The organism is Mycobacterium colombiense (genome assembly GCF_001665835.1).
GTDB lineage: Bacteria > Actinomycetota > Actinomycetes > Mycobacteriales > Mycobacteriaceae > Mycobacterium > Mycobacterium colombiense_A.
Map to the genome: position 1 here is coordinate 143,227 of NZ_LZSX01000072.1, position 19,445 is coordinate 162,671.

The window sequence follows — 19,445 nt, forward strand, 5'->3', positions numbered from 1 at the left end:
CCATGCGACGCTTGGCACCGTGTTCGCCAGATCAGGCCGACTCCTGGCGAAAGCACGGATCGCGCGATAGAACGACCAAAGTTGGCGTGCGATCTAGGTCAGAGACTTATGGTCCGAACGCCAGGGGCAATCTTCCGGGAGGTGGTTTCCAGCGGAACCGAGAGGATCATTTTCGCGAACCGTTGACGCCGACGAGGAAGCGACCTGGGGCCGTCGGAAGCGTCCGGTTTAAAACTGAGACACTCCGAGCAGCGGATCAATTTGGGATGGCGACGCTCATGCCCCCGTCAATCATCCAGACAGCACCTACCGCGTAACTTGCCAAATCGGAGGCTAAAAAGGCGGCGACGTGGGCGATTTCGGCGGGATCCGCGGCGCGTTTGATGGGCGCGCCTTTCCCGTGCTCGACCAAGTTGCCGGGATCGCCCAGGATGTTGGTGACGACATCACCGACGCCGAGGGCGTTGATCCGGATACCGGCATCGATTGCCTCTAGGGCGGCGGTGCGGGTGAGCTGCGCGAGGGCTCCTTTGGACGCCGCGTAGGCGGAAATCGTCTTGAAGCTTTGAAAGCAGGCGTACGAACCGATATTCACGATGGCGCCGCTTTCTCGGGGGATCATTGCGCGCATCGCCTCGCGGGTGTGAAGGAACGCCCCGGTGACGTTGGTTCCGAGGATGTGATTCCAGTCTTCCAGGGTCGTTTCGATGACCGGCCGGTTGATGATGGTGCCGGCATTGTTGATCAGGATGTCGAGCCGCCCGAAGCGGCGACCGGCCAACTCGACCGCGTCGTTCGCCGTTTGTTCCTGGGCGACGTCACCGACGAGTGGCGCCACCGCGTCGATGTCGGCGTACAGGTCCTCGACCGCGGGGTTGATGTCTTCGGCGACCACAAAGACGCCGTATTCGATCAGTTGTCGGGTAACGGCCCGACCGATGCCGCTGGCCGCGCCAGTCACGATCGCCACCTTGCCGTGCAGGTTTTCTCTGACGTGATCGACGCCCATGCCGCCCTCCCTCGTTCTACATACAACAGTCCCAAAACAACGCTACGTAGCGTAGCGTTGTGCGTCAACTGGGATACCGGTGTCAGCAGCGATGCCTGAGCTGAGAGGAGTGCGCGATGTCGGCAGCGGAATCGGATGGGCAGCGAAGTGTTAAGCCCACGAGGAGTGCGGAGACGACGGCGATGATTCTGCGGGCAGCGTTGGAGCTCGGCACCGAAATGGGATTCGATGCGCTCACCGTGGAACGCCTCGCCCAGAGCACCGGGGTCGCCAAGACGACGATCTACCGGAGATGGCCGAACATCTCCACAGTGGTGATGGATGCGTTCCTCGCCGAAGTGGATCGGGCAGCTCCGATCGTCGAACGCGGCACCGCCCGCGAAAGCTTGGCGGCATCACTGAAAGCGCTGGCCCGGCTGTACCGGAGTCCGCACGGCCAGATATTGCGCATCTTGATCGGACGGGCGCAGATCGACGACGAATTGCGCGGCGCGGTGATCACACGCTGGGTCGAGCCCCGGCGAGCACGCGCCCGATCCGTCGTTCGCCACGGGATTGACTCCTCAGAGCTTCGAGACGGGCTCGATCCCGACATCGTCCTCGATCTGCTGTACGGGCCCATTTACCACCGCCTGCTTGTCCCCTACGAGCACGGCGACCTATCGGGGACATACATCGATGCGTTATTAGACGCCGTCTTCACCGGGTTAGCTACCTAAAACGGTTCGCATCGCGTCGCGAGATTCACTGTGCGGTAGACGGAATGGCGTGTTCAATCAGAGCGACCGCGATGCCGACAGCGGCCGGGAAGACGTCAGTGCCTAAGGCTCTGGTCCGGACCGAGGCGCCATCGAGCAACAGCGCCAGCTGCTCACCGAGCAATACCGGATCGGCGGCACCGGCTTCCCGGGCGGTCTCGCTCAGGCGGGCGGCGACGGAGGTCTTGTACTCGCGGGCGCGCACGCGCGCGGGATGCTTCGGATCGGAGATCTCCACGGCGGCGGCGAGGAACGGGCAGAGGGGTATCGGGTCGTGGGTGAACGCGGGCGGCTTCTCGAATACCGCGAGCAGGCGTTCGCGTGGCGTGAGGCCGGCGCGTTCGAAGCCCTCGGGCATGGTGTCGACGTCATGACGCCGTAGATACTCAGCAATCAGCTCGTCCTTGCTGCCGAAGTGCTGGTAGGCGGTGCGCTTGGACACCTGTGCTGCCGCGCAGAGCAGATCCATTCCGGTGTTGTTGATGCCCCGCTGGCGGAACAGCTGCTGCGCCGCGCCGAGGATGCGCTCGCGCGCTCCCCGGCCCCGTCGCCGGCCCCGCGGACCTTTTTCCAGCTCGGCCACGCCATCCAGGGTAACGCTAAGTGTACTTAGCTGGCGTAGGGTTACCTCCTCCGCTAGCTTAAGTACACAGATCGGTATATCTAACACGGCGAGGAGGGGATGTGGGAAAGCTTGACGGCAAGGTTGCGGTGATCACGGGTGGATCAAGCGGTCTGGCGCTCGCCAGCGCGAAGCTGTTCGTCGACGAGGGAGCACACGTTTTCATCACGGGCCGGCGGCAGGAGGCTCTGGACGAGGCCGCCGCCTTGATCGGTCGCAACGTCACCGCCGTGCAGGGCGACGCGGCCAACCTCGACCACTTGGACCGGTTGTTCGACACGGTGAAGCGGGAGAAGGGCAGTGTCGACGTGCTCTTCGCCAGCGCCGGAACGGGAGGGCAAGCGCGCAAGCTCGGTGAGATCACCGAAGAGGACTTTGACACAGTCTTCGGTCTGAACACCCGTGCCACCCTCTTCACGGTGCAAAAGGCGTTGCCGCTATTCAACGATGGCGGATCCATCTTCATGACAGGGTCAATCGCCTCGGTCAAGGGCTGGCCCGATTACAGCGTGTACTCGGCGAGCAAAGCTGCCTTGCGTTCGTTCGCCCGCACGTGGCTCAACGAACTGAAGGACCGGCGGATCCGGGTGAACGTGCTCAGCCCGGGGCAGATCGCCACACCGATTCAGGAGAAGATGTTCGACGCGGAGACAAAGCGGCAGTTCGAATCTCTGATTCCGCGAGGAACGATGGGCCGTCCCGAAGAGATTGCGACGGTGGCGTTGTTCCTGGCCTCCGACGACTCCAGCTACGTGAATGGGGTGGAGTTGGCCGTCGACGGCGGCACTTCAGCGATCTGAGGCCCTGCCACCGGCAACTCTCTGAACTACTCCCGGTTTCGTTCCGATTGACTCTCAGCTGCCGTGGACCAATTCGCGGGGTCCGGTCATCACAGTCAGTGGAGGATCAGTCCTCGGCGTCACGCCTTTCGCTGTCGGCCATTTCCCGGGACACGTCTGCCTCCTCCCGTTCGGCAGCGGCCGTATCGCGCTCCGTGCCCTCGTCTACGCGCCGCAGCCGCGCGACTTCACGGTCGGCGGCCGTGCCTTCGCGCTCGTCCGCACGCAACTCCCGTTCGTCCGCTATCCGCTCGCGCTGGTCGGCAAGGAAGTCACGCTCATCAGCGAGCCGATCACGCTCATCGGCGAACCATTCGCGTCTCGCAAGTTCAGCCTCGCGATGATCAAGCGCCTTTTCACGCTCGTCGAGCCGGGAAACCCGGCGATCGCAGGCACCGGGCGTGTCAGCGAAGTCGTCGGTGGCCACGTACACCTCCTCGCCAGGAGTCGCCCTTACGCCGGTGCGCGGTCCTTCGATCCTCTCTCATCCGATGATCTCGAGGCTTACCACTTCTAGTCCCGCGACGCCATGTATACCGAGTGCCGACTACTTCTGCCCGTCCAATAGGTGAGCGTAAGGATCGGCCTCGACACCTACGGATTCCGGCATCGGATAGTAGGTCTTGATGAGCAGATTTCCGTCGTCGTTCCAAGCGAATGTCTCGATGCTGTATGCCATTTGCACGTTCGGCTCGGTACCGAAGTGGTTCTCACACACCCAAGCCATCTCGTTCCCGTTGACCTGAACCGTGATCATCTTGATATTGAGAATCGACTGAAACATGTCGAACGCGTCCGTCGTGGCGGCGGCGAAACCGTGCTTCTCCTCCGTGCCGACCGGATCGAACATGCGGACCTCGCCCGGACAGATCGTGCGCCACGATGCCACCCACTCGTCCTTACGGCCCGCGTTCCACAACTCCGCGTGCTTGGCCGCGTGCGCCAAGCGGGCCTGACGGCTTGGAGCCTTGCCCATTTCAGGCCCCATCCTGTTCGGCTCGACTGACGATCATTGTGGTCACGATAACTGGACACCTGTCCAGCTATCAAGGGTTAGATCGGAAGCGGCCAGCCGGCTGCAAGTATTTCTTGGTTGGCGACTGCACGTTGAACCGGAACTCGACCGTCAGTTGGCCTGCGGCGTCGTCTTTGCGGGCGCCGAGTTTCGGCTCCCGAACACGAGTGGGTAGATCGCACCGCCGATAAGACCCCCGATCAGTGGTGCCAGCCAGAACACCCACAGTTGGCCTGGCGCGCCGTCCCCGTTGAAGAAGGCGACGCCAGTAGACCGGGCCGGATTGACCGAGCAGTTGCTGATCGGGATGGCCACGAGATTGATGAGAGTCAGCGCCAGACCGATGGCCAGCGGCCCAAATCCGTCAGGGGCCCGGTCGTCGGTCGCGCCCAATATCACGATGAGGAAGAACGCCGTTAGCAAGACCTCGGTGCTTATCACCGCACCCAGCGAGTAGTGGTCAGGTGAATGCTCACCGAATCCGTTCGCGGCCATGTGGCCGGTCGGCGAGAATCCGGGCTTTCCCCTCGCGATGACGAGCAGGGCCAAGCCCGCGAGCAGACCACCGACAACCTGGGAGATCCAATATCCCGGAAGGTCCTTCCACGGCAGCCGGCCGCCCACCGCAGCGCCCAGACTGATCGCAGGGTTGAAATGTCCACCCGAGATGTGACCGACGGCGTAAGCCATGGTGGCGACAGTGAGCCCGAACGCCAATGACACTCCGAGGAAGCCGATGCCCAATTGGAAGGTGCCGCTGCCCCCCTCGGCTCGAGCGATCTGTTTGGCCGCAAAAATCGCGCTGCCACACCCACCGAACACCAACCAGAACGTGCCGAAAAGCTCGGCACCCAATTTCGAAGCGAGCGACGGCGGTGTCATTGTCGCCTCCTTAAGAGTCCCGCGATGATCGTAATCGTCACTCGGGGGGACCATCAATCGTCAACCAGCCGGCCGACTGCCTACTGTGCGGGTTTTGCTACCTCGTCGGCTTTGTTGTTGCTCCGTGCCGGAGCTCGACCAGGTCGCGGTCAATCTTGATCGACCCGCGCCCCGGTCAAATAGGTCGCAAGGTTTGTCAATGACGATCGAAGCCCGTCAATGTGGTCTTCAGCGGAGATGCCGGCTGGGACGTCATCGGCTCGGATATCAACACGGGTGCTGCCGGCGTTCACCGCGGTAACCGACCACGTCATGGTCATCGTTCCCGCAAACGAAGGGTCATCGGATTCGAAGTCGACTGCCTGAACGACACGTTCACCGGGCACGATCTCGACGAACCGAACATCCACCACATCCGAGTTGCTGCTCGACTTGCCGCCCGACTCGGGCGCGTCGGCGTAGGTCAGCCTCATCCGGTAGGAGCCTCCAGGGCGGACGTCGAAGTGTTCGAACTGACCCGACATCCCGTGAGGCGGAAGCCACTTGAGAAGCGCCTGCGGTTCTACCAGTGCGGTGTACACCCGACGCAGCGGAGCATCCATCACCAACGAGGCGGAATCCGTTCGTCCCATGTCTCCATGTTCCCGAACCGGGTCATCGGCCTAAGCAACGGGTTCTAGCGTGCAGCAGCCTTGCCGCCTACACGTTGAACCGGAACTCGACCACGTCGCCGTCGGCCATGATGTAGTCCTTGCCCTCCATGCGGACCTTGCCGGCCGCCTTGGCCGCCGCCATCGACCCCGCGGCGATCAGGTCGTCGTAGGAGACGATCTCGGCCTTGATGAAGCCCTTCTCGAAGTCGGTGTGGATCACCCCGGCGGCCTTCGGCGCGGTGTCGCCCTGATGAATCACCCACGCGCGCGCCTCTTTTGGGCCCGCCGTCAGGTAGGTCTGCAGCTTGAGGGTGTGAAAACCGGCCCGTGCCAACGCATCCAACCCACGCTCGGTTTGTCCGATGGACTCGAGCAGCTCGGCCGCCGACTCGTCGTCCAGCTCTTGCAGTTCGGCCTCGATCTTCGCGTCGAGGAACACCGCGTCGGCTGGTGCGACCATCGCGCACAGCTCGGCCTTGCGGGCGTCGTTGGTCAGCACGGACTCGTCGGCGTTGAACACGTACAGAAACGGCTTGGTGGTCATCAGGTTCAGCTCGCGCAGCAGTGAGGTGTCGACACCGGCCGCAAAGAGCGTCTTGCCCGAGTTCAGCACCGCCTCCGCGGCCACGGCCGCCTCGTGCACGGGCTTGCGGTCCTTGTTGTTACGGGCTTCCTTCTCCAGCCGCGGGACGGCCTTCTCCAGCGTCTGCATGTCGGCGAGGATCAGCTCGGTCTCGATCACCTCGATGTCGGAGGCCGGATCAACCTTGCCGTCGACATGGACGACGTCGTCGTCGGCGAACACCCGCACCACCTGACAGATCGCGTCACACTCGCGGATGTTGGCCAGGAATTTGTTGCCCAGCCCGGCGCCCTCGGACGCGCCCTTCACGATCCCGGCGATGTCGACGAACGTCACCGGCGCCGGCACGATCTTCTCGGAATCGAACATCTCGGCCAGCTTGTCCAGCCGCGGATCGGGCAGCGGGACGACGCCCTCGTTGGGCTCGATCGTCGCGAACGGGTAGTTGGCCGCCACCACGTTGTTCCGGGTCAACGCGTTGAACAAGGTCGACTTGCCGACGTTGGGCAAACCCACTATTCCCAGGCTCAGGCTCACGGGGAACCAAGTCTAGGGGTCTTGGCGGCGACGGGCGCCGGGGACCGTTGATCACCACCGATACTGCACGCCGGCATGGCACGCGCAGGATCGCAACGAGGTATTTACGGGCCTTTCGGCCCATTCCCGGTACGGTCTACATGTGTCAGCACAGCGGGCAAGTTCGACGGTGGAGGGTGCTCACCGTTCGATCCACCCAAATATCCCAGGTATCCCCTGGTACGCGGCCCTGCTTATCGCCGTCACAGCGACTGCCATCGGCTACGGAATCGACGCTGGTCACAAGGAACTGACGCACGTCTTCGCCGGCTTCTATATAGCCGGCTGCGTGGCGGCGGTGCTGGCGGTGCGCCAGGACGGCATCTTCACCACGATCATCCAGCCGCCCCTGATCCTGTTCGGCGCGGTCCCCGGCGCCTATTGGCTGTTCCACGACGCCAAGGTCGGCCGCCTCAAGGACCTGCTGATCAACTGCGGCTATCCGCTGATCGAGCGGTTCCCGCTGATGCTGGGCACCGCCGGCGGCGTTCTGGCGATCGGGCTGGCCCGCTGGTATTTCGGAAACGCTTACAAGACAAGCGCGACGGCGAATGCCTCCGAGGACGCTGCCGGGGCCGCGAGCGTCGCCGTCAAGTCCTTCTTCAACGGCATCGTCGCCAAAGCGCAGTCGGCGCTGCAGTCCGATGCCGAGGCGGACGAGGCCGACGACAGCACCGAGTCCCGTCGCGCGCGCAGGTCGGGCTCGTCGTCGAGCACCCGCCGCACGACGCGCAGCACCCGCTCCTCCACCCGGTCGGCACGCGCCCGCTCCCGGCATTCACGCGAGCCGCTGGGCGATGGGTCCGAACCGCTCGAGCGGCCCGAGCGCCCAAGGCGCAGCAGCACGCGCCGCAGCGCGGCGTCGGCCCGCGACTATGACGCCGCCGACCCGGCCCGGCGGTCACGCCGTCGGCCGCGGCCGGACGCCGACGCCGATCCGCGTGCCCAATCGCCCCGGGAAGCCCGTCGCGAACCGCGCACCCGCCGCGATCCTTACGAGCGGCCCACCCCGCGGAGCAGCCGTTTCGACGGCTTCGAGTCCTATGGCGACCGGTACGACCCGCCGAGCGGCCCCACTTCCGCGAGCCGGTATGAGGGCCGCTACGACAGCCGTGAGCCCTACGAGCCTTCCTATGAACCGAGGCGCCGGCGGCCCCCGTCGAACGGTTCCAGCGGGACGCATCACCCCATCTCGCAGGTGCGCTACCGCGGCGCCGGTTCACAGGACCCGCCGCGCGAGCCGCCCACCGAGCGCCGCAGCCGCTCGCGGACACCGGGGCGCTCGCACGGACGGTCGCCGGCGGAATCGTGGGAGTACGACGTCTAGTTGTGATGTCCAGCGCGGCGGGTCGCCACCATCGGGATGAGGCGCTACGCGGCTCAGCGACCTGACCGCATCTCGCGCGGCAGCGCGAACACCAGGGTCTCCTGCGCGGTCGTGACCGGCTGCACCACGTCGTAGCCGCACTCGGCGAGCCGCGCCAGGACGCCTTCCACCAACACTTCGGGCACCGATGCACCCGAGGTGACGCCCACCGTGTTGACGCCTTCCAGCCACGCCGGGTCGATGTCGTCGGCCCAGTCGACCAGGTGCGCGGCGGCGGCCCCGCCGCCCAGCGCCACCTCGACCAGCCGCACCGAATTCGACGAGTTGCGGGACCCGACGACGATCACCAGCTCGCACTCCGGGGCCATCGCCTTGACCGCGACCTGGCGGTTCTGGGTTGCGTAGCAGATGTCGTCGCTGGGCGGATCCTGCAGCTTCGGGAACCGCTGCCGCAGCCGCTCGACGATCTCCATGGTCTCGTCCACCGAGAGCGTGGTCTGCGAGAGCCACACCACCTTGTTCTCGTCGCGCACCGTCACGTTGTCCACGGCGGCGACCCCGTCGACCAACTGCACGTGGTCGGGCGCCTCCCCGGCGGTCCCGACGACCTCCTCGTGGCCCTCGTGGCCGATGAGCAGGATGTCGTAGTCGTTGCGGGCGAACCGCCTGGCCTCGTTGTGCACCTTGGTCACCAGGGGGCAGGTGGCGTCGATGGTGTGCAGGTTCCGGTCCGCGGCCGCGGCGTGCACCGTGGGCGCGACGCCGTGGGCGGAGAACACCACGATGGCGCCCTCGGGCACCTCGTCGGTCTCCTCGACGAACACCGCGCCGGCCTTTTCCAGGGTGGTGACGACGTGGCGGTTGTGCACGATCTCGTGACGGACGTAGACCGGTGGGCCGTGCTTTTCCAGTGCGCGTTCCACGGTCTCGACGGCCCTGTCCACGCCCGCGCAGTACCCGCGCGGTTCGGCCAGGAGCACTCGTTTACGGGCTGAGTCGCTGGCTACCGATCGCACCGCGCCGGGAATCCCCATGTCGATAGTCGGCGGCATGAGGTCCAGGGTACTTACTGCCGACACGGGCTTGCCAGCTCGCGCCGGTGGGCTTGGAGTTAGCCGCCGCTTAGGGCAATCTTGGACCCATGGGCACTGCACCGTATGGCGTTCGGCTGCTGGTCGGCGCGGCAACAGTCGCTGTCGAAGAGACCATCAGGCTGCCGAAAACCATCCTGATGTACCCGATGACACTGGCCAGCCAGGCTGCGCACATCGTGATGCGCTTTCAGCAGAACCTCGCCGAGCTGGCGATCAAGGGCGACAGCACCCTCGAATCGATCTTCCCGCCCCGGGATGAGAAGCCGGAGTGGGCGACCTTCGATGAGGACCTGAACGACGCGCTCGACGGCGGCCTCAGCCCGACGCAGGACGGCGGTGAGGGCGAGCGCCGGGCCGAGGGCCGGTTCGCGCTGTACTCGGTGGCCGACGCGCACGAAGACGCCAGCGCCCTGACCAAGCCCGCCCGGCAATCGAAGAAGCCGGCCGCCAACGCCTCGGTTCCGCAACCGTCGGTGGTCACCGAGCTGGACTACCCGTCGCTGACACTGGCGCAGCTGCGCGCCCGTCTGCAATCGCTGAGCGTAGACGAACTCGAAGCCCTGCTGGCCTACGAGCAGGCCACCAAGGGCCGCGCACCGTTCCAGACGCTGCTGGCCAACAGGATCACCCGCGCGAACGCGAAGTGACACCGGCCGTTACCTCCGAACCGAATTCCGCCGAGAACCCCTTTCCGGTGCGCGCGGTGGCCATCCGGGTCGCCGGCTGGATCGACAAGCTGGGCACCGTCTGGGTCGAGGGCCAGCTGGCCCAGATCTCGATGCGGCAGGACTCCAAAACCGTGTTCATGGTGCTGCGCGACCCGGCCGCCGACATGTCCCTGAGCGTGACGTGTCCGCGCGATCTGGTGCTGAACGCGCCGGTGAAGCTGGCCGAAGGCACGCAGGTGGTGGTGCGCGGCAAGCCCTCGTTCTATACGGGCCGGGGCACATTCTCATTGCGGCTCACCGAGATTCGCGCGGTCGGGGTGGGCGAGCTGCTGGCCCGCATCGAGCGGCTGCGCCGGCTGCTGGACGCCGAGGGGTTATTCGATCCTCGGCTCAAGCGACCAATCCCCTTCTTGCCCAACATGATCGGCTTGATCACCGGCCGGGCCAGCGCCGCCGAACGCGACGTGACGACCGTGGCGGCCACACGCTGGCCCGGGGTGCGCTTCGCGGTGCGCAACACCGCGGTGCAGGGACCCAACGCGGTCGCCCAGATCGTCGAGGCGCTGGGCGAACTCGATCGTGACGCCCAGGTCGACGTCATCGTGCTGGCCCGCGGCGGCGGCAGTGTGGAGGACCTGCTGCCGTTCTCCGACGAGACGCTCTGCCGTGCCATCGCGGCGTGCCGCACCCCGGTGATCAGTGCGGTCGGCCACGAGCCCGACAATCCGCTGTGCGACCTGGTCGCCGATCTACGTGCGGCCACTCCCACCGACGCGGCGAAGAAGGTGGTGCCCGATACCGCCGCCGAGCAGCGGCTGATCGACGACCTGCGCCGGCGCAGCGCGCAGGCGCTGCGCAACTGGGTGTCCCGCGAGCAACGGGCGCTGGCCCAGATACGCAGCCGCCCGGTGCTGGCCGAGCCGCTGGCGGCGCTGACCGTGCGCGCCGAGGAGGTGCACCGCGCCCGATCGGCGATTCGCCGCGACATCACCCGGCTGGCCGCCACCGAGAGCGAGCGTGTCGGCCACCTGAGCGCGCGGCTGGCGACGTTGGGGCCGGCGGCCACGCTGGCCCGCGGTTACGCCGTCGTGCAGACCATCGGGCCGTCGAACCACGTGCTCCGCTCGGTCGACGACGCGCCGGCGGGCACGCGGCTGCGGGTGCGGGTGGCCGACGGCGCCGTGGCCGCGGTGAGCGAGGGGCGGTCCGATGGCGCGTAAAAGCGACGGTGGAGACGACGCCACCACCCCGAAAGAGGTCGAATCCATTACACCTATTAGTCACCTGGCCTATGAAGCGTGCCGGGACGAATTGATCGAAGTCGTGCGTGTGCTGGAGCAGGGCGGCTTGGACCTGGACGAATCGCTGAAGCTGTGGGAAAGAGGCGAACAGCTGGCTAAACGCTGCGAAGAGCACTTAGCTGGCGCCCGGAAGAGAATCGAAGATGCGCTCGCGGCAGGCGACGCCGAGGACGCCTGAATTCGGCGATATTGGAGGGGCTTCGTTGAAGACATTTTTCCAAACTGGAACACGTTTCAGTTATGCTCTCAACCATGGGTGATGCATCACTGACGGCCGAACTCGGCCGTGTCCTGGTCACCGGGGGGTCCGGATTCGTCGGCGCCAACCTGGTAACCACTTTGCTCGACCGCGGGCATCAGGTCCGCTCCTTCGACCGTGCGCCCTCACCGCTGCCGCCCCACCCGCGGCTGGAGGTGCTGCAGGGTGACATCACCGACACGGCCGTGTGCGCGCGGGCGGTCGACGGCATCGACACCGTCTTCCACACCGCCGCGATCATCGACCTGATGGGCGGCGCGTCGGTGACCGATGAGTACCGCCAGCGCAGCTTCGGTGTCAACGTCGGGGGCACCGAGAACCTGGTCCGTGCCGGACAGGCCGCCGGGGTGCAGCGCTTCGTCTACACCTCGTCCAACAGCGTCGTCATGGGTGGCCAGAACATCGCCGGCGGCGACGAGACACTGCCCTACACCAACCGGTTCAACGACCTGTACACCGAGACCAAGGTGATCGCCGAGCGATTCGTCTTGGGCCAGAACGGGGTTGACGGCCTGTTGACGTGTGCCATCCGGCCCAGCGGCATCTGGGGCCGGGGCGATCAGACGATGTTCCGCAAGCTGTTCGAAAGCGTGATCGCCGGCCACGTCAAGGTGCTGATCGGGCGCAAATCGGCCCGGCTGGATAACTCCTACGTGCACAACCTGATTCACGGTTTCATCCTGGCGGCCGAGCACCTGACGCCCGGCGGCACCGCGCCCGGCGAGGCGTACTTCATCAACGACGCCGAGCCGATCAACATGTTCGAGTTCGCCAGGCCGGTCGTCGAGGCCTGCGGGGAGAAGTGGCCACGGGTCCGGGTGAACGGCCCCATCGTGCGCGCCGCGATGACGGGTTGGCAGCGGCTGCATTTCCGATTCGGGATACCGGCGCCGCTGCTCGAGCCGCTCGCCGTCGAGCGGCTGTATCTGGACAACTTCTTCTCCATCGACAAGGCGTCGCGCGATCTCGGCTATCAGCCCCTGTTCAACACCGAGCAGGCGCTGTCGGAATGCCTGTCGTACTACGTCGAGATGTTCGACCAGATGAAGCGACAAGTCCTGGCCGGCAAGGCATCCGCCTAGCGGAAGCTCACCATCTCACTGCCCCAGGCCGCGCGGATGCCGGCATCGACGTCGTGCGCGACCGCGTCGCTGCGGCCGATGATCAGGCAGGAGCGGTCGTCCTGCGCATACGGCGTCCACTCCGGCTCACCGGCGGGACCCGCGGGCGTGCCGTTCGCGGCGAAGTTGATCCACCGGGCGCGCACCCTCTTGGATACCGCCTTGGCGGTTCTGGTACCGCCGAGCTTCAGGGTGGGATCCTTGGGCGCACCGAGAGTGCCCCAGACGTAAGGCAATTCGGTGGCATGCGCGGCGTTGACCATCAGCAGCTTCAGCAACGGGGTGGCGTAATCGAACCGGTACAGATAGACCGGCGCGACCCGGCTGTGGCCCTCGGCGAGCCACACCGACGGCATCCGGAAGCCGACGTCGGTCGCAATGCTCAAACTCCTTGCCTTGCGCCGCATTCGCGAATACGCCGAGCCGATCACCTCTTCGGTGGGCAACTGCAGATCGGGTTGTTCGGCGGCGATCTGGTTGAACATCGACGTGATCGCGCTCGGTGTGATCGGCATCAGCGGCGAGCGCATCAACCGAAACAGCGCCGCCTCGTGCTTGTTGGTGCCGATGATCAACGGGACCGGATGTGAGCGGCCCTCCTGTGCCAGCTTGACCGGGTAGTCGGTCAGCACGTCGCCGTCGACGATCGGGACGAACGCCAGCCTTCCCGGGTTGCGCACCGGCACCTCGTCGAACACCCGTTGCGACGCGGCCAGGATGGTCGCCATGGGCAGGTCGAGCAGCTTTTGCGATTCCGACGGGGCGACATCCAGCCGGTCGAGGAAGGCCTTGGCCACCAGGGCGGCCCGCTCGCGGTCGTAAACCGAAGTGGCCGGCGAACTTTGCGCGATCGCCGCGCCGAACAGACCCTCGGCCGCGGGGCTGGCCAGCAGGGTGGTGACGATCCCGGCCCCGGCGGACTCGCCGAACAGGGTGACCCGCCGCGGATCGCCGCCGAAGGCCGCGATGTTGTCCCGCACCCACTCCAGCGCCGCCAGCACGTCGCGCAAGCCGACGTTCGAGTCGAAATTCCGTCCCGCGCGATCAAACGACGACAGGTCGAGAAAGCCGAGCGCCCCGAGCCGATAGTTGACGGTCACCACGACGACGTCGCCGTGGCTGACCAATCTGCGGCCGTCATACAGCGTCTGGCTGCTCGACCCCAGGACGTAGGCGCCGCCGTGCAGCCAGACCATCACCGGCTTGGCGTCGCCGGGCCGGGTGGCAGAAGACGTCCAGACGTTGAGCCGCAAGCAATCTTCACCCTGTGGCGCGCCCAGATCCAGTGGCATGTTGGGAAATACGGGTTGCGGGCACGCCGGCCCGAATGCGGTGGCGTCGGCGACCGCGGTACTGCGCGCGGGCGGTTGGGGCGCCCGGAAACGCAGCTCGCCGGCGGGAGCCGCCGCGTACCGAATGCCCTTCCACGCCTTGACGTTGTCCTCTGCGATGCCCCGGACCGGGCCGTAGTTGGTTTCGACCACCAAGTCGTCGATTGCCATGCGCGTGCGAAATCTCCTGAAGAACCTAGAAAAGGCGTTGCGTGAGGAACTCGACCACGCGCTTGCGGGCCTCGTAGGCGGGGTGGCCGTCGACTTCGCGGACCTCGTCGGTGAGCACTGAGTGCGCCATCTTGCCGAAGCCGTGCTGATTGTTTGGGCCTGAGTCGATGTCGATCACCTCGAAGGCGTCGCCGAGCCGCTGCTTGAGCGTCACGAACCGCTCGGCCGGCGCCGTCTTGTCCTCGCTGAACCGCAGGCCCATTGCGCACAGGCCGTCATTGGCGCACCGGTCGGCCACGGTGGCCAGCTCGGATTCGCTCAGGCCGGGGTCGCGGCGCCGCGCGGCGCCCAGCGGGAACGGGACCGACGGCTGCGAAAGCACCGGCGCCAGCACGCTGTCGTCGACCGCGGCGGCCAGCGCGAACCCGCCGGTGAAGCACTGGCCGATCACGCCGACGCCCTTACCCGGCGTCGACGCGTTGAGATCACGCGCCAGCGCACGCAGGAACGATGCCACCGGCCTCTGCTTGTTCAGCGCGAGTGCCGCGAATTCTCTTGCCACGCAAGCCCGCCCGATCGCGCCGACGAGGTAACCGGCCGTCTTGGCCTTGCCCGGCTCGCCGAACAGTGAGGGCATGGCGACGGTGAAGCCGTTGTCCACCAGGTGATTACCCAGGGCGAGCACGCCGGGATGGATCCCGGGAATCTCGGGGATCAGCACCACACCGGGGCCTCTGCCCCTGCGGTAGACGTCATGGGTGTATCCGCCGCCGCTGAACGGTGCCGCCGACCATCCGGACAGATCAGCCTCTGGTGCAGTCACGTCGACAGGGCCCCTTGCTTGCGCGGGTGGGTTAGCGGCTTGGCAAAGGCGGTTGCGATTGCGTCGCCGACGCCAGCGTACGGAACTGATCGGTGTTTCCGGCGCCGGTTATCGCAATTTGGGTGGCGCCGCCCGGGCCGCTGAGCCGGGTCGTCCATATCGGCTCGGCGTCCACGCCGTCCTGGCCGGAACCCTGATAGACCACCCAGTTGGTCCCGGCGACGTCGACCGCGCCGGTCGGGAAGGCCGACGGATGAATCGAGTTGACCAGCTTGTCCTCGTCGGCGTCGCTCTGGGTCAGGCTCAGATACATCCCGGTCGGACTGACGTAGCCGACGACCGAGATGGGCGCGTTCACCCGCTGCCCGCTGGCGGGGTCGGTCCGCCCGCCCTGGATGCCACCGCGGTGGCCGGAGTTGGCCTGCCAGCCGGCGGGCAGCCGGGGTTGGCGGATGGGAAAGCCGAGCGCGGAAGCGTCGGCACGCAGGGCCGCGCCCGCGTCATAGGACGGGACGGGGCCCTCGTGGTTGCCGAGCTGAAACGAGCACATGCCGAGCATCCCGGCCAGCACGACACACCCGATGACCAGCGGAATCAGGGACCAGAACATGTCCCTGCCGTCCTGCAACAGCCGGGGCTTCGCCGGCCTGGGCGCCGGTCCTGCTTGCGGAGACGGCGCGCCTGCTACGTTCCCATCAAGCTGGGCATTCAGCGGCGGCTCCTCCGTCATCCCCCAAGTATCCCAGTTCCAGCGGACCGATCCGCCTCTGGGACAATTCCAACCATGACAGTTGAGGGCGACCACTCGACCGCCACCACCGGCCGGAGCCCAGCGCAGGGGCGACCGCGCGGTGAGGCTCCGGACCGCAACCTGGCTTTGGAACTGGTACGCGTCACCGAGGCCGGCGCCATGGCCGCAGGTCGCTGGGTCGGCCGCGGCGACAAAGAGGGCGGCGACGGGGCGGCCGTCGACGCGATGCGTGAGCTGGTCAACACGGTGTCGATGCGCGGCGTCGTCGTCATCGGCGAGGGTGAGAAGGACCACGCGCCGATGCTCTACAACGGCGAGGAGGTCGGCAACGGCGACGGCGCGGAGTGCGACTTCGCCGTCGACCCGATCGACGGCACCACGCTGATGAGCAAGGGCATGCCCAACGCCATCTCCGTGCTGGCGGTGGCCGACCGCGGCGCGATGTTCGACCCGTCCGCGGTGTTCTACATGAACAAGATCGCCGTCGGGCCCGAGGCCGCGCACGTACTCGACATCACCGCCCCGATCGCCGAGAACATCAAAGCCGTCGCCAAGGTCAAGGCGCTGTCGGTACGGGACATGACCGTGTGCATCCTGGACCGGCCGCGGCACGCCAAGCTGATCCACGAGGTCCGGGCGACCGGGGCCCGGATCCGGCTGATCACCGACGGCGACGTCGCCGGCGCCATCTCGGCCTGCCGGCCGCACTCTGGCACCGACATGCTGGCCGGGATCGGCGGCACCCCGGAGGGCATCATCGCCGCCGCCGCGATCCGCTGCATGGGCGGCGCCATCCAGGCGCAGCTGGCCCCCACGGACGACGAGGAACGCCAGAAGGCCGTCGACGCCGGCTACGACATCGACCGCGTGCTGACCACCGAGGACCTGGTCTCCGGTGAGAACGTGTTCTTCTGCGCGACCGGAGTCACCAACGGTGACCTGCTCAAGGGCGTGCAGTACTACCCCGGCGGCTGCACCACCCAGTCGATCGTGATGCGGTCGAAGTCGGGCACCGTCCGGATGATCGAGGCCTACCACCGGCTGTCGAAACTCAACGAATACTCTTCCATCGACTTCACCGGCGACAGCTCTGCCGCCTATCCCCTGCCCTGACCAACCATCGAGGAACAAGGAAGCCACTCTATGGCCGCTGACGGCTCTGGAAACGACACCGAGTACCGCATCGAGCACGACACCATGGGCGAGGTGCGCGTACCCGCAAAAGCGTTGTGGCGCGCGCAAACCCAGCGTGCGGTCGAGAACTTCCCGATCTCGGGTCGCGGCTTGGAGCGCACCCAGATCCGCGCGTTGGGCTTGTTGAAGGGCGCCTGCGCGCAGGTCAACAAGGACCTCGGCCTGCTGGCGCCGGAGAAGGCCGACGCGATCATCGCCGCGGCGGCTGAGATCGCCGACGGCCAGCACGACGACCAGTTCCCCATCGACGTCTTTCAGACCGGTTCGGGCACCAGTTCCAACATGAATACCAACGAGGTGATCGCAAGCATCGCGGCCGCCAACGGTGTGACGGTTCACCCCAACGACGACGTCAACATGTCGCAGTCGTCGAATGACACCTTCCCCACCGCAACGCACATCGCGGCCACCGAGGCCGCCGTGCGTCATCTCATTCCCGCCCTCGAGGTGCTGCACGCCGCCCTGGCCGGCAAGGCCCGCGAGTGGCACACCGTGGTCAAGTCGGGCCGCACCCACCTGATGGACGCCGTCCCGGTGACGCTCGGTCAGGAATTCAGCGGGTACGCCCGGCAGATCGAGGCGGGCATCGAGCGGGTGCGCGCGACACTGCCCCGCCTGGGCGAGCTGGCTATCGGCGGCACCGCGGTCGGTACCGGCCTGAACGCTCCCGACGGCTTCGGCGCCAAGGTGGTCGAAACGTTGGTCACCTCCACCGGGCTGAGTGAATTGCGCACGGCGGCAAACTCATTCGAGGCGCAGGCGGCGCGCGACGGGCTGGTCGAGGCTTCCGGCGCGCTGCGCACCATCGCGGTGTCGCTCACCAAGATCGCCAACGACGTGCGCTGGATGGGGTCGGGCCCGCTGACCGGCCTGGCCGAGATCCAGCTGCCCGACCTGCAGCCGGGTAGCTCAATCATGCCGGGCAAGGTCAATCCCGTTCTGCCCGAGGCGGTCACGCAGGTCGCCGCCCAGGTGATCGGCAACGACGCCGCGGTCGCATGGGGCGGTGGAAATGGTGCGTTCGAACTCAACGTCTACATCCCGATGATGGCCCGCAACGTACTCGAGTCTTTCAAGCTGCTGACCAACGTGTCGAAGCTGTTCGCCGAGCGCTGCATCACCGGACTGGCCGCCAATGTGGAGCACCTGCGCGAGCTGGCCGAGTCGTCGCCGTCCATCGTGACGCCGCTGAACTCGGCGATCGGCTACGAGGAGGCCGCGGCGGTGGCCAAGCAAGCGCTCAAGGAGCGCAAGACGATTCGTCAGACGGTGATCGATCGCGGCCTGATCGGCGACAAGTTGTCGATCGAGGAACTCGACCGGCGGCTCGACGTGCTGGCGATGGCCAAGGTCAAACCCGAAGACTGAGCCGGCCGTCCGGGGGGTGACGGCGGTGGTCGACGAGAGTAAGGGTGGTTTTCCATGACGGCTCCTCCCGGCGGTCCCTACGGTCAGGGGCCCTACGGAAGCAATCCGTATGGGCAGGACCCGAATTGGGGCGGCCAGCCGCAGGGCGGTCCAGGGCCTTACCCGCAGGGCGGTCCAGGCCCCTACCCGCAGGGCGGTCCAGGTCCCTACCCGCAGGGCGGTCCAGGGCCTTACCCGCAGGGCGGTCCAGGTCCCTACCCGCAGGGCGGTCCGTATGGCTACCCGCCGCCGGGTGGCCAGTACCCATATCAGCAGTATCCCCAACCCGGACAACAGTTTCCGCCGGGTGGCCCCGGCGGGCCCTACCCTCCGGGGCCGCCGCCGGGTGGATCCGGCTCGAAGCTGCCGTGGCTGATCGTCGCCGGTCTGGTCGTGCTGGCGGTCATCGCGCTGGTGGCGACGCTGCTGGTGATGCGGGGCGGACATGACAACAAGCCGGCCACCGCGCCCTCGACAACGAGCACCTCGGTTTCGCAGCCGAAGAACTCCGCGCAGAACGCGACCGACTGCACCCCGAACGTGTCCGGCGGTGAGATGCCGCGGGGCGATTCGATCTCCGCCGGCAAGCTTTCGTTCCCCGCCAGTGCGGCCCCGGGCGGCTGGACGGTGTTCTCCGACGACCAGGGTCCGAACCTGATCGGCGGGCTGGGGGTCGCCCAGGACGTGCCCGGGGCCAATCAGTGGATGATGACGGCCGAGGTCGGCGTCACCAATTTCGTTTCCAGCATGGACCTTACGGCCCAAGCCACGAAATTGATGCAATGCATCGTCGCGGGCCCCGGCTACGCGAACGCCCAGCCCACGCTCGGACCGACGAAGTCGTCGTCGATCACCGTCGACGGCACCAAGGCCGCCCGGGTCGACGCCGACGTCACGATCGCCGATCCCAGTCGCAACGTCAAGGGTGACTCCGTCACCATCATCGCCGTCGACACCAAGCCGGTGACGGTCTTCATCGGCAGCACACCCATCGGTGACTCCGCCTCGGCGGGCCTCGTCGGCAAAATCATTGCCGCGCTGAAGGTCTCGAAGTCCTGACG

Annotated in this window: 21 protein-coding genes; 10 read left to right on the forward strand and 11 right to left on the reverse strand. The window is 66.5% G+C overall.

All coding sequences use genetic code 11. The features are described 5' to 3' along the window. Positions 1-256 precede the first annotated feature (256 nt). The gene (locus A5760_RS14640) at positions 257-1,009 is read right to left on the reverse strand and encodes an SDR family NAD(P)-dependent oxidoreductase (protein ID WP_064881893.1); all 753 of its coding nucleotides are present in this window, start codon (positions 1,007-1,009) and stop codon (positions 257-259) included. Positions 1,010-1,125: 116 nt separating this feature from the next. Here A5760_RS14640 and A5760_RS14645 point away from each other — a divergent pair, with 116 nt between their 5' ends. Further along, positions 1,126-1,728: a TetR/AcrR family transcriptional regulator gene (locus tag A5760_RS14645; RefSeq protein WP_064881895.1), complete on the forward strand. Its 603-nt coding sequence runs from the start codon at positions 1,126-1,128 to the stop codon at positions 1,726-1,728. Positions 1,729-1,753: 25 nt separating this feature from the next. Here the strand turns inward: A5760_RS14645 and A5760_RS14650 are convergent, their stop codons facing one another. Continuing rightward, a complete protein-coding gene (locus A5760_RS14650) occupies positions 1,754-2,350 on the reverse strand; it encodes a TetR/AcrR family transcriptional regulator (protein ID WP_064881897.1) in 597 nt (198 codons plus the stop codon). Positions 2,351-2,451: 101 nt separating this feature from the next. Between A5760_RS14650 and A5760_RS14655 the strand changes: the two genes are divergently transcribed. Further along, positions 2,452-3,189: an SDR family NAD(P)-dependent oxidoreductase gene (locus tag A5760_RS14655; protein WP_064881899.1), complete on the forward strand. Its 738-nt coding sequence runs from the start codon at positions 2,452-2,454 to the stop codon at positions 3,187-3,189. A 106-nt stretch (positions 3,190-3,295) separates the two neighbouring features. Here A5760_RS14655 and A5760_RS14660 read toward each other — a convergent pair whose 3' ends face one another. From A5760_RS14660 to ychF, 5 genes are all read right to left on the reverse strand, one after another. Continuing rightward, entirely contained in the window at positions 3,296-3,655 is a 360-nt protein-coding gene (locus tag A5760_RS14660; RefSeq protein ID WP_064882006.1) for a hypothetical protein, read from the reverse strand. Positions 3,656-3,775: 120 nt separating this feature from the next. Beyond that, entirely contained in the window at positions 3,776-4,204 is a 429-nt protein-coding gene (locus A5760_RS14665; protein ID WP_064881901.1) for a hypothetical protein, read from the reverse strand. A 150-nt stretch (positions 4,205-4,354) separates the two neighbouring features. Next, entirely contained in the window at positions 4,355-5,125 is a 771-nt protein-coding gene (gene aqpZ / locus A5760_RS14670) for an aquaporin Z (protein ID WP_064881903.1), read from the reverse strand. A 149-nt stretch (positions 5,126-5,274) separates the two neighbouring features. After that, entirely contained in the window at positions 5,275-5,706 is a 432-nt protein-coding gene (locus A5760_RS14675; RefSeq protein ID WP_231122638.1) for an SRPBCC domain-containing protein, read from the reverse strand. Between the two features lie 118 nt (positions 5,707-5,824). Then, positions 5,825-6,898, reverse strand: a complete 1,074-nt coding sequence (ychF, locus tag A5760_RS14680; protein WP_064881907.1) for a redox-regulated ATPase YchF — start codon at positions 6,896-6,898, stop codon at positions 5,825-5,827. Between the two features lie 142 nt (positions 6,899-7,040). Here ychF and A5760_RS14685 point away from each other — a divergent pair, with 142 nt between their 5' ends. Continuing rightward, the gene (locus A5760_RS14685; RefSeq protein WP_196772092.1) at positions 7,041-8,264 is read left to right on the forward strand and encodes a DUF6542 domain-containing protein; all 1,224 of its coding nucleotides are present in this window, start codon (positions 7,041-7,043) and stop codon (positions 8,262-8,264) included. A gap of 53 nt (positions 8,265-8,317) precedes the next feature. On the opposite strand, the gene A5760_RS14690 is transcribed toward A5760_RS14685, so the two are convergent. Next, positions 8,318-9,316: a 4-hydroxy-3-methylbut-2-enyl diphosphate reductase gene (locus A5760_RS14690; RefSeq protein ID WP_064881911.1), complete on the reverse strand. Its 999-nt coding sequence runs from the start codon at positions 9,314-9,316 to the stop codon at positions 8,318-8,320. Between the two features lie 89 nt (positions 9,317-9,405). On the opposite strand from A5760_RS14690, the gene A5760_RS14695 reads away from it, so the two are divergent. From A5760_RS14695 to A5760_RS14710, 4 genes are all read left to right on the forward strand, one after another. Beyond that, positions 9,406-10,005 (forward strand): lipid droplet-associated protein, encoded by a 600-nt coding sequence (locus A5760_RS14695; protein WP_064881912.1) that lies wholly within the window; start codon positions 9,406-9,408, stop codon positions 10,003-10,005. After that, positions 10,002-11,246, forward strand: coding sequence for an exodeoxyribonuclease VII large subunit (gene xseA / locus A5760_RS14700; RefSeq protein WP_064881913.1), 1,245 nt, complete (start codon positions 10,002-10,004; stop codon positions 11,244-11,246). Before A5760_RS14695 ends, xseA begins: the two co-directional genes overlap by 4 nt. Beyond that, positions 11,236-11,505 carry an exodeoxyribonuclease VII small subunit gene (locus A5760_RS14705; protein WP_064881914.1) on the forward strand — a complete coding sequence of 90 codons (270 nt, stop codon included), beginning with the start codon at positions 11,236-11,238 and terminating at the stop codon, positions 11,503-11,505. The genes xseA and A5760_RS14705 overlap by 11 nt, the downstream gene beginning before the upstream one ends. Before the next feature lie 62 nt (positions 11,506-11,567). Further along, positions 11,568-12,668 (forward strand): NAD-dependent epimerase/dehydratase family protein, encoded by a 1,101-nt coding sequence (locus A5760_RS14710; protein ID WP_064881920.1) that lies wholly within the window; start codon positions 11,568-11,570, stop codon positions 12,666-12,668. Here the strand turns inward: A5760_RS14710 and A5760_RS14715 are convergent. Genes A5760_RS14715 through A5760_RS14725 form a run of 3 tightly spaced genes read right to left on the reverse strand, consistent with a single transcriptional unit; the run spans position 12,665 to position 15,762 of the window. Next, positions 12,665-14,209, reverse strand: coding sequence for a carboxylesterase/lipase family protein (locus A5760_RS14715; protein WP_064881921.1), 1,545 nt, complete (start codon positions 14,207-14,209; stop codon positions 12,665-12,667). The genes A5760_RS14710 and A5760_RS14715 overlap by 4 nt on opposite strands. Before the next feature lie 25 nt (positions 14,210-14,234). Beyond that, positions 14,235-15,032 (reverse strand): dienelactone hydrolase family protein, encoded by a 798-nt coding sequence (locus tag A5760_RS14720; protein ID WP_064881922.1) that lies wholly within the window; start codon positions 15,030-15,032, stop codon positions 14,235-14,237. 31 nt (positions 15,033-15,063) lie between these two features. After that, entirely contained in the window at positions 15,064-15,762 is a 699-nt protein-coding gene (locus A5760_RS14725; protein WP_064881924.1) for a DUF4245 domain-containing protein, read from the reverse strand. Positions 15,763-15,816: 54 nt separating this feature from the next. On the opposite strand from A5760_RS14725, the gene glpX reads away from it, so the two are divergent. The 3 genes from glpX to A5760_RS14740 are packed head-to-tail and all read left to right on the forward strand — an operon-like array spanning position 15,817 to position 19,443. Next, complete coding sequence (gene glpX / locus A5760_RS14730; RefSeq protein ID WP_196772093.1) at positions 15,817-16,896, forward strand: class II fructose-bisphosphatase; 1,080 nt, start codon at positions 15,817-15,819, stop codon at positions 16,894-16,896. 30 nt (positions 16,897-16,926) lie between these two features. Further along, positions 16,927-18,345 (forward strand): class II fumarate hydratase, encoded by a 1,419-nt coding sequence (locus A5760_RS14735; protein WP_064881931.1) that lies wholly within the window; start codon positions 16,927-16,929, stop codon positions 18,343-18,345. 54 nt (positions 18,346-18,399) lie between these two features. Further along, positions 18,400-19,443 (forward strand): hypothetical protein, encoded by a 1,044-nt coding sequence (locus A5760_RS14740; RefSeq protein WP_064881933.1) that lies wholly within the window; start codon positions 18,400-18,402, stop codon positions 19,441-19,443. Positions 19,444-19,445 lie beyond the last annotated feature (2 nt).